General features: G+C 42.7%; 8 protein-coding genes and 1 tRNA gene. 5 read left to right on the top strand and 4 right to left on the bottom strand.

Annotation, left to right across the window (positions count from 1 at the left end):
* Positions 1-295: 295 nt before the first annotated feature.
* Entirely contained in the window at positions 296-646 is a 351-nt protein-coding gene (locus tag BM283_RS16220) for a hypothetical protein (protein ID WP_090694962.1), read from the top strand.
* Between the two features lie 661 nt (positions 647-1,307).
* On the opposite strand, the gene BM283_RS16215 is transcribed toward BM283_RS16220, so the two are convergent.
* The 3 genes from BM283_RS16215 to BM283_RS16205 form a co-directional block, all read right to left on the bottom strand.
* Positions 1,308-2,786 (bottom strand): tyrosinase family protein, encoded by a 1,479-nt coding sequence (locus BM283_RS16215; protein ID WP_090694961.1) that lies wholly within the window; start codon positions 2,784-2,786, stop codon positions 1,308-1,310.
* A 403-nt stretch (positions 2,787-3,189) separates the two neighbouring features.
* Positions 3,190-4,194 (bottom strand): tyrosine-type recombinase/integrase, encoded by a 1,005-nt coding sequence (locus BM283_RS16210; protein WP_090694959.1) that lies wholly within the window; start codon positions 4,192-4,194, stop codon positions 3,190-3,192.
* Positions 4,195-4,363: 169 nt separating this feature from the next.
* Positions 4,364-4,448, bottom strand: a tRNA-Leu gene (locus BM283_RS16205).
* A gap of 56 nt (positions 4,449-4,504) precedes the next feature.
* On the opposite strand from BM283_RS16205, the gene rnr reads away from it, so the two are divergent.
* Both rnr and rlmB read left to right on the top strand, forming a co-directional pair.
* A complete protein-coding gene (gene rnr, locus BM283_RS16200) occupies positions 4,505-6,682 on the top strand; it encodes a ribonuclease R (protein ID WP_090694957.1) in 2,178 nt (725 codons plus the stop codon).
* Between the two features lie 188 nt (positions 6,683-6,870).
* The gene (rlmB, locus tag BM283_RS16195; RefSeq protein WP_090694953.1) at positions 6,871-7,614 is read left to right on the top strand and encodes a 23S rRNA (guanosine(2251)-2'-O)-methyltransferase RlmB; all 744 of its coding nucleotides are present in this window, start codon (positions 6,871-6,873) and stop codon (positions 7,612-7,614) included.
* A gap of 218 nt (positions 7,615-7,832) precedes the next feature.
* Here rlmB and BM283_RS19055 read toward each other — a convergent pair whose 3' ends face one another.
* The gene (locus BM283_RS19055) at positions 7,833-8,066 is read right to left on the bottom strand and encodes a hypothetical protein (protein WP_175492195.1); all 234 of its coding nucleotides are present in this window, start codon (positions 8,064-8,066) and stop codon (positions 7,833-7,835) included.
* A gap of 111 nt (positions 8,067-8,177) precedes the next feature.
* Here BM283_RS19055 and BM283_RS16185 point away from each other — a divergent pair, with 111 nt between their 5' ends.
* On the top strand, positions 8,178-8,537 hold the full coding sequence (locus BM283_RS16185; RefSeq protein WP_090694950.1) for an IS630 transposase-related protein: 360 nt from the start codon (positions 8,178-8,180) through the stop codon (positions 8,535-8,537).
* Positions 8,470-9,042, top strand: a complete 573-nt coding sequence (locus BM283_RS16180; protein WP_368086451.1) for a transposase — start codon at positions 8,470-8,472, stop codon at positions 9,040-9,042. Before BM283_RS16185 ends, BM283_RS16180 begins: the two co-directional genes overlap by 68 nt.
* Positions 9,043-9,275 lie beyond the last annotated feature (233 nt).

Below are 9,275 nucleotides of genomic sequence, written 5' to 3'. Positions count from 1 at the left end.
TCTGGAAAATTAAACGATTCCTGGGTACACTTTGTCATTGGCAATTCCTTTTCTTTATTCAGCTTAGGTAACTGAATTATAAAGATTTAATGGGGAATTGCCACTTCCCTTCGTGCAATATTCGGGCTAAGTTTGAGGTGATTTCTGACTGATTTTATCCTTATGTGCGATCACGTACAGAGAAAGCCCACTTCGAAGAGTATTCTAAAATTGTTCTTAGTTTGACCAAGCTGAAGATAAAGAGCCCAAACATATTACATGGTTGTTTTTTGAACTTACCGAATAGGAGGATATTATGCCTTCGAATAAAGGAAAGGATGAGGACAAAAATAAGGGAGAGGATAAGGATAGTAGGTGTACCAGCGATCTTGGTTTTTCTGCCATAGATAAAGATAAGCAATGTAAAAATGCTACTAACAACGGCGGTGATGCGGCTCACAAGGAGAATGCTGGGCATGAGTTTAACTTCGAGGAAGAAAACGAAATGGCTCGTGCAGCTGAGGAAGCACGCGAAGCTGGCCGTGGAGCTCATGAAAAGTTTACATCTGATGAGTTTAGTTCTGAAGGATCTCTCGAAGCAGATCGCAAAGGTGAGCAGTCAAATAGCAAAGGCCGCTCTAAAGATAAATCATCTTCCTCTACTTAAATGATGTTTATCGAGCTGCTGCAAATTCTGCAGTAGTTCGATTGATCACTTTTGGTTTGCTTCCAGTTTTATTTTTTTGTCTCTTGTTTTACCCTGCCCATCCAAGGTCTCAGATAGTTAGTTCCAACATTTAACAAAAGAGCGCTTCCTATGAAGCTTTACAGCGCAACCGAAGACAGCCTCAACAGCGGATTAGAATAGGTGTGGCAGGACTTCGAGAAATTGAAGATATATGCCTGGGATTTGACTGAGAGATGTAGGGCTAGGTTTGAGGTGGTTGACTAGGTTTTCTTTGGTGGAAATATCCACCAAAGATTCTTACGGTCCAATTCTATTTTGAGTTCATTGTTCGTTTCTTGCATTCAGATGGCCGGATCAATAAATGAATTATTGCATTCAACCAATGCGGCATTTAATCGATTTAGAGATTTCGCTATTTCATCAGCTGATTTTTTGAATTTTTTATTTCATCTCGGTTGTTCATTGACTCTCCATGATCGGTATATGCCTAGGTTTGAGGTAGTTGATTAACTTACTCTAAATTTAATGCAAACAATTCCGAAGAAATAATAGTTAGCCGTGAGTTTAAGTTTCGCACAGACTTCCAAATAGATAAAAGGTTACAAGTTTATAGCTTGTAACCTTTTTCATTTATATCGTTTTATTGCAGTGTCTGTAAGGTTGCCTTATCTATAGTGATGACACCTTTTTCTGGGCCATACGATTTGACGATAGAAATATCGAAGCTTTCTGAATCAATTTTGGCTGTCGCCAATTCATCAGTGATGTCATATCTAAATGTGTGAGTGCCACCTTTCATTTGTGGGTCATTGACGAAAAATGATATTGTGCCGACAAAATAGTGTTCCAGTGCTTCTTTGCTGGTTGGTTCAATATTTGCGGGAAGACCGACAAACACATCATAGCCACCTTTGGCGCTTTCTTTATAGCTTGCTGTCACCTCCAGAATAAGGCGGGATTTGCTTGTTTCCAACAACATGGGCTTTAACTCAGTACGCGCGCTAATATGTAGTTTTGCTGGCTTATTACGCTTTACCTCTATCTTGGGCTCTGTCGATACTAGAACACTTTCATGCAATAGCGGGGCTTTAGCTTTGGCCTCTTCAGCTGCTTTAAGTTTTGGCTGATCATCGTATTGATAGTTTATCGAAGAAATATCTTTCAGCACTTCTGGCATCGAAAGCTTCACCTCTTCCCCAGTAAACCCTCGTACTTTAAAAAAATTATATGGCCATTTTACCGATTCGAGTTGGTCTAAAGTAATATTGCTGTTGGGATTAGAGATTATAAAATTTTGATACAGCCTATCAACATTACCATGGTGTAGCCAGAAGATGGGATCAAAGCCAGCACTAGGTACCTCCGCCATCATGCCGCAGCCTTTGCCACAACCTGGATCCACCTCATCATTGACGACGGTGTTGTAAATGGGGTTAAATGTTCCATCTTGTCCGCCAATATAGTCGTGCATAAAACCATGTAAACCTTGATTGAGCTGATCGTTGAATGTTTTATAATCACGAATCTGGCTGAGCTGTTTAAGATATGCTGATATTCTAGATTTAGCCGCGTCATCAATCGGCTTTCCCTGATTTAGGGAGATTCGTCTTGATTCTTCATATAGACTTCCACCATCAGCTGCTTGGAATTCCTTCGGCATTACGTAGTTGGTGCTGTAATCCCAGTAAGGAATGGCAAATTTGGGATCATCGGAAACTCTACGAATAATGTCTTCGAAATAAATTACGAACATTCTGTGCCAAGGTAAAAAATGAATGCCTGAGCTAGGGCCTGTTGAATTATGCGATGCGCAAGTATCCCAGGCAGCAGATAAATCCGGAGAACTCTTTGTATAAGAAGGGCACAAAGGATTTTGTTCCAAATAGGTGCCAAAAGATACATCCGGAGTCCAATGCATTGCTCCTTGGTAATACCAGCTAATTGGGTTTTTACATCCGATTTCTTTCATCGTGGCTATAGCCTTGCGCATGGAAGCTAATGCTTCCTGCCCCTGAGGCGTATGTGCTTCGTACCTGGTGTAGGTTTGTTGTGCTTCAGCGTGCTCCAGACAAGTGATTGATAGCAACCCAGCTACTATTAGTGATAAACTTTTTTTCATAGCTACCTCTTTAAATTATTAATATTTTTATTAAATTGATGTTAATGCGAGGCTAAGATTTGCAGAATAGATGTCTCTTAATAGAGACAGCCGTTAACCGCGCCTAATGCTACAATAAATTATCGAAATTCCATGGCGAGAAAATATGCGTAATGACCAAAGTAATTCGCATTGACAAATAATAAAAATCCTTTTATCAGATATTCGGGCAGATCGAAGCATTGAAATGACCGTTATCAAAGTGCTGAAAGAATAGAGAGTTGTTCAAGTCGGTGTTTCTTTTCTCCACCTTCTGCTTTAATAAATCGTTGAAGGAGATTAGAACAGGTGTGGCAGGACTAAATGCTGACCAAATTATGCAAAAAGATGACAAAATCATTTCCGCAAAAAATATTAGGAGCGCTCAAATACGCTTAGCAATATCCTCAATACTTTCTCTGTAATAGATTTGTAACATGCGCATGTCCCGGTGTCCTGATATCCTGGCCAATGTCAAAATGTCTACCTTTTTAGCAAGCCTGGTGATTGCCTCCGCTCTGGTATCATGAAAATGAAGATCATCAATTAAAGCTCGTTTCTTCGCTTTACGGAAAAGCGAATCTATTTGACTCGTCCGTAAATTAAATACGGATGCCGTATCCATCCGTACTTGGTTAATTATCCTAATAGCCTCTACAGACAATGGCACATCACGTGCAAACCCATTTTTAGTCATGGGTAATGTAGCTACGCGCTTGTCCAGATCCACATTATCCCAATTAAGAGAAACGATTTCCCCGGCTCTCATGGCAGTTTCGATCGCAAACAGCATTGCCGCTCCAACCCTGGATGTAATCGTTTTAGGAGGAGCTAAATAGTCATAGCCAAGCGCTAGCAAAAGCCTGTCTATTTCATCTTCCGTAATCCTGCGCTCCCTGGCTTGAGGTTGCTTTGGTTTTCTGACTCCTTTTAATGGATTTTCAGGAAGCCATTTCCATTCTTTGACAGCAACATTTAAAGCGTGACTAACCAAGTTCCAATCACGCAATACGGTAGCTGTCGTCACTTCCTTAAGCCTGCGGTCACGCCATACGGCAAAATGAGTTTGATTCAATTCTTCAAGCTTGATGTGCGAAATATTATCTTGGGATAATTTACGGATCCGCCTTGCTTCCCATTCTCCGCCGCGCTTGGTTGATGATACTTCATTCCTGTATTTTTCCATAAGCTCGCCAAAGGTTTTATCTGGCGTGCTATTATGCTTTCCATTAATGAGATTCTTTTCTATCTCAGCAATCCACATGTTGGCCTCTGCCTTAGTCCGGCAGGTTTTGGATTTTCTAAATGTGGTGGTTTGGCCGGTAGCAGTTTTAATTTTTCTGGCTACTGATGCTTCATAGCCAGATCCTTTTTTTCTGATTGTGCCCATAATGCTTTCCGTAATTGATCCGTATTATTTCCGTAAAGCATAGCAGAAAAATTGGAAAAAATTGGAATATAGGAACTCGAACCAATCAAAGGAATCTAATGAAGAACGGCTTTAAATATGGGTTTTTGGGGTATTTTGGAAGGGATTTGAATTTATTGAATAAGTGACGTGGTGCCCAGAAGAGGACTCGAACCTCCACACCCGAAGGCACATGGACCTGAACCATGCGCGTCTACCAATTCCGCCATCTGGGCAATACTCCTAACCACGTGATTAGGAGCAACTCGTGATTCTATAGGAAACAATTGTTTTGTCAATCAAGAAGAAAAGTAAGAAGAGCCAGCTACGTAAACATGATCCTTTTATCGAGCGCGAAAGCGAGCGATATGGCACACCTTTGCCAAGTCGAGAGTTCATATTGCAAGTACTTGAAGAACAAGGCATACCTGTAAGCGAAACAAAATTACGTAAGCTGTTAAGTATAACCCCAAAAGAAACTGAATTTTTTAATAGGCGATTGGCAGCTATGATTCGTGTCGGCCAAATTATGCGCAATCGCAAAGGGGATATTTGTGTCATTGAAAAACTTGAACTGATCAGAGGAACGGTCCAAGGACATAGTGATGGCTATGGCTTCTTGATTACCGATAATGGCGGGCCTGATTTATATCTTAGTGCCAAAGAAATGCACAAGGTGCTTGATGGGGATCGTGTCATCGCGCGAGAAATTGGTGTAGACCGTCGTGGTCGTAGTGAATGTGAAATCGTGGAAGTGCTTGAACATGCCAACACACACTTAATAGGAAGATTTTATACCGAGTGTGGTATTTTTTTCGTAGTTGCTGAAAACAAGCGTATTAGCCAAGAAATACTGATTCCTCGTGAAGCTGCTATGCAGGCTAAGACTGGTCAGGTTGTAATGGTTCAAATTGTACAACAACCTGATATCCATACCCAGCCTATTGGCCATGTTCTTGAAATTCTGGGTGAATACACTTCACCTGGCATGGAAATCGAAATCGCATTGCGTACACATGACTTACCCTATGAGTTTTCATCTGAGATAGAGAAAATCTCTGCCAAATTTCCCAAAAAAGTACTAAAAAAGGAGCTTGCCAAGCGAAAAGATATCCGCCATTTACCATTTGTTACAATCGATGGTGAAACTGCACGTGATTTCGATGATGCAGTTTATTGTGAACGGGATGGAAAGGATTATCGGTTATATGTCGCTATCGCTGATGTCAGCCATTATGTACATGACGCTGATGCGCTAGACCAAGAAGCATACAAGCGAGGCAATTCGGTATATTTTCCACAACGAGTGATCCCGATGTTGCCGGAAGTACTTTCTAATGGTTTATGTTCGCTTAATCCACATACGGATCGTCTGAGTATGGTATGCGAAATACAGTTAGCTACAAATGGGGAATATGTAGATTATCAATTTTATCCTGCAGTCATGCATTCACAAGCTCGCCTTACATACAACCAGGTCGCAGCAATGCTGGATAAGCCCAAAAATACCAATACCAAGCCATATACCGAACTACTACCGCACATTCAGTTACTCTATAAGGTATATCAGATTTTACAGAAAGCACGCAAGAAACGTGGAGCCATTGATTTTGAAACAATTGAAACCCAAATGATCTTTAACGATCAGGGCAAAATTGAGCAGATACTGCCGCTGCAACGTAATGTGGCGCATCGCCTGATAGAAGAATGTATGCTGGCTGCCAATGTCTGTGCCTCAGATTTTTTGCAGCAACATAGGCAACCCGTGTTGTATCGTATCCACGAGGGCCCAGCGCCAGAAAAATTAGAGGCACTACGAGATTTTCTTAAGGAATTTGGTGTGCAGTTAGGAGGGGGGGGGGAACCACACGCCAAAGATTTTGCTAAAGTTTTAACTAAGATCAATGGTAGAGCCGATGCCCAATTATTACAGACTGTGATGTTGAGATCGTTGCGACAAGCGATATATAGTCCTGAAAATATTGGCCACTTCGGATTGGCTTATGAAGCGTATACTCATTTCACTTCACCCATTCGGCGTTATCCTGATTTACTGGTGCATCGCGCTATCAAAGCAGTTCTAAATAGCGATACTTATTCGCCATCGGTTACAGGCTGGCATGAGCTGGGCAAGCATTGCTCAATGACAGAGCGCCGCGCTGATGAAGCGACACGTGATGTTGAATCGTGGCTTAAATGCTTCTATATACAGGATAAAATTAATGATTGCTTCGATGGTGTTATTAGTGGTGTCACTGCCTTTGGTTTATTTGTTGCACTTGATCAAATTTATGTGGAAGGATTAGTCCATATCTCAGAGCTGCCCAGCGATTACTTTCATTTTGATAGCACTAAGCACATGTTGTATGGCGAACGTACTGGAAAAAAATATCGCTTGGGTGACCGTTTGCATGTCAAACTTGTAAGGGTTGACTTGGAAACCCGCAAAATAGACTTTATTCTTGCTTGAAAAGCAAAAAATCATAAAGCTCAAATTTTCTAGCTCTATATGAATTTTAGTGGATGCGAGCAAGGAACACCCAGTAATTAATTGAAACTATCTCGCTTCTTCGCAAACACTAACTAGAAGCATACGATTCTTTCAGATAATTGTTAGGATACAGTATTTACAACAATCCTCCTGAGCGAGCGACAAACATGTCTCAGACACGACATATTTTCGGATTTCATACCATTATGAGCCGTTTACGGCAGAATCCAGACAGTATCCAAGAAATCTATATTGATTCAGCGCGACATGACCAGCGTGCACGCGATCTATGCAAACTTGCTGAAACCAAAAATATTCGGTTAATGCTTTGCGATAACACGAGGCTAGCTAGAATGGTGGGTACCACTCACCATCAAGGTGTCGTGGCTAACATCATGGTCACTCAGAGGTACGCCACCATTGAAGATATCTTGGAGACGCTGAGTGAACTCCCTTTGCTCCTAATATTAGATGGCATCAAGGATCCACACAATTTAGGAGCATGCTTACGTGTTGCTGATGCATTAGGGGCGCATGCTGTCATTGCACCTAAAGATCGCTCCGTAGGATTGACGGCTACTGTGCATAAGGTTGCTAGCGGTGCTGCTGATACTGTACCTTTTGTTACCGTTACCAACTTAGCTCGAACTTTACGTGAACTCAAAGAACAAGGTATCTGGGTTATCGGCACTGCGGCTGAAGCGACTGATCACCTTGAGAGTATTTCACTTGATGGTCCTATAGCTTGGGTATTAGGTGCAGAACACGAGGGCATGCGTCGCCTGACAAAGGAAAACTGTGATCAACTGGTACGTATTCCAATGGTCGGTAGTGTTGAAAGCCTGAATGTATCAGTGAGTGCTGGGATTTGCTTATTCGAGACTTTCCGCCAGCGATCAAGCAAAGTTTGATTAATAGTCAAAGGGGATAATTTTTAGTTTTTCTGAAGAAGCTAGGTTTAATTTTGATGAGGAACTGATGTTACGCAGCCTTTAGCTTTTGCAACGCCGCATAAGCCTGTTGGGTTGCTTTGATAGATAGTTTCGCCCGCAGGGCGAAATGGTTGGCCTTATTTGATCTTCAAACATTCTAGCTTAAATACGGCGTAAATGGACATGAGCACGTGGTTTCATTGCGTAATTACCGTCCGGGTTGGCGACTCTGCCAGCGCCGCGTTGGATTTCAACGGCTTGTGAAACTCTTCGACTTTCCACCGTTTCTCATAAATCGCCGCGGCTCGTCCACCTTCGCAGGAAGGGGCACTGCAAACCAGATTCAACGTGCCGGTGCTGCCGTCCTTGTTCGTAAAGATCCGCCGTACCAAAAGTACTTCCTGGTCGAAGCCTTTCAGCCAGTCGCGCACTGCCTGCCGATCCGCTAACGCCGTTCGCTTACCCTGACGAAATGGCCTTGTTGTCTGTCTTCCAACGTCAGCGCTATAGCATATCCCCTATAAATTGAATATAATTTACAGATGACTTATCCGATATCATTTCGCCGTAAGGTATTATCCGTTCGGGAGAAGGAGAACCTCTCAATTGCACAAGTAGCCAAGCGTTTTTGTGTAGGGGTCGCCAGTGTGACGCGCTGGCTCAAGACTCCCGATCCCAAGACCACCCGCAACAAGCCTACCACCAAGATCAACATGGAGAGGTTGGCGCAGGACGTCAAGGATCATCCGGACGCATATCAGTACGAGCGCGCCAAACGGCTGGGAGTCAGCAAGCAAGGCATTAATCACGCTTTAAAGCGTCTGGGCGTGACTTATAAAAAAAAGCCTGCGTCACCCCAAAGCCAGCGAAGAAGAGCGGCGTATCTTCCAGCAAAAAATTGAAGGCTATGAGCGCGAAGGCCGCGTTATCGTTTACCTTGATGAAAGCGGCTTTGCGCATGACATGCCACGCACGCATGGCTATGCGCCAGTGGGTGAGCGCGCCCATGGCGTAAAAGACTGGCATGCAACAGGCCGAACCAATGGGATCGGCGCCCTGATCAGAAAGATGCTGCTGACCGTAAGCCTGTTCATCGCCAATATCACCGCCGACATTTTCTATGCGTGGGTGACGCAGGACCTGTTGCCTAAACTTCTGCCCGCTTGCGTGATTGTCATGGACAACACAACCTTCCATAAACGACAGGATATCAAAACCGCCATTGCCAATGTCGGGCATACGCTTGAATACCTGCCGTCTTATTCCCCGGACTTTAATCACATTGAACCCAAATGGGTCAGGTCAAAGCCATTAGAAAAAGGGAAGGGTGTTCCAGCGAGCAGCTCTTTGCTGTCCATGCATTTTGATTCATTTTATATGAGATCAGTTATAATAAAATTTTCGTAGATGAATCTCAAGATGAGTAGTCCGCCCTAATACAGCATAAGGATAAAAAAACTCCGTTAAAAAAGGTAAAAATTCACTTTTCTGGCAGAAAAAGTGAATAATGATGTGGCTACACTAAACCGGACACACAATTTAAAATAATCTGAAAAGAGTGTGATCCTAATATGAAGCGAGAAAAAACCAAAACTTATACAGCCGAATTTAGAGCGTCAGCAGTTAAGCTGGCCAACGAA

The sequence above is a fragment of the Nitrosomonas sp. Nm34 genome (genome assembly GCF_900113925.1).
Taxonomy (GTDB): domain Bacteria; phylum Pseudomonadota; class Gammaproteobacteria; order Burkholderiales; family Nitrosomonadaceae; genus Nitrosomonas.
This window is presented reverse-complemented; position numbering and strand designations above follow the sequence as displayed.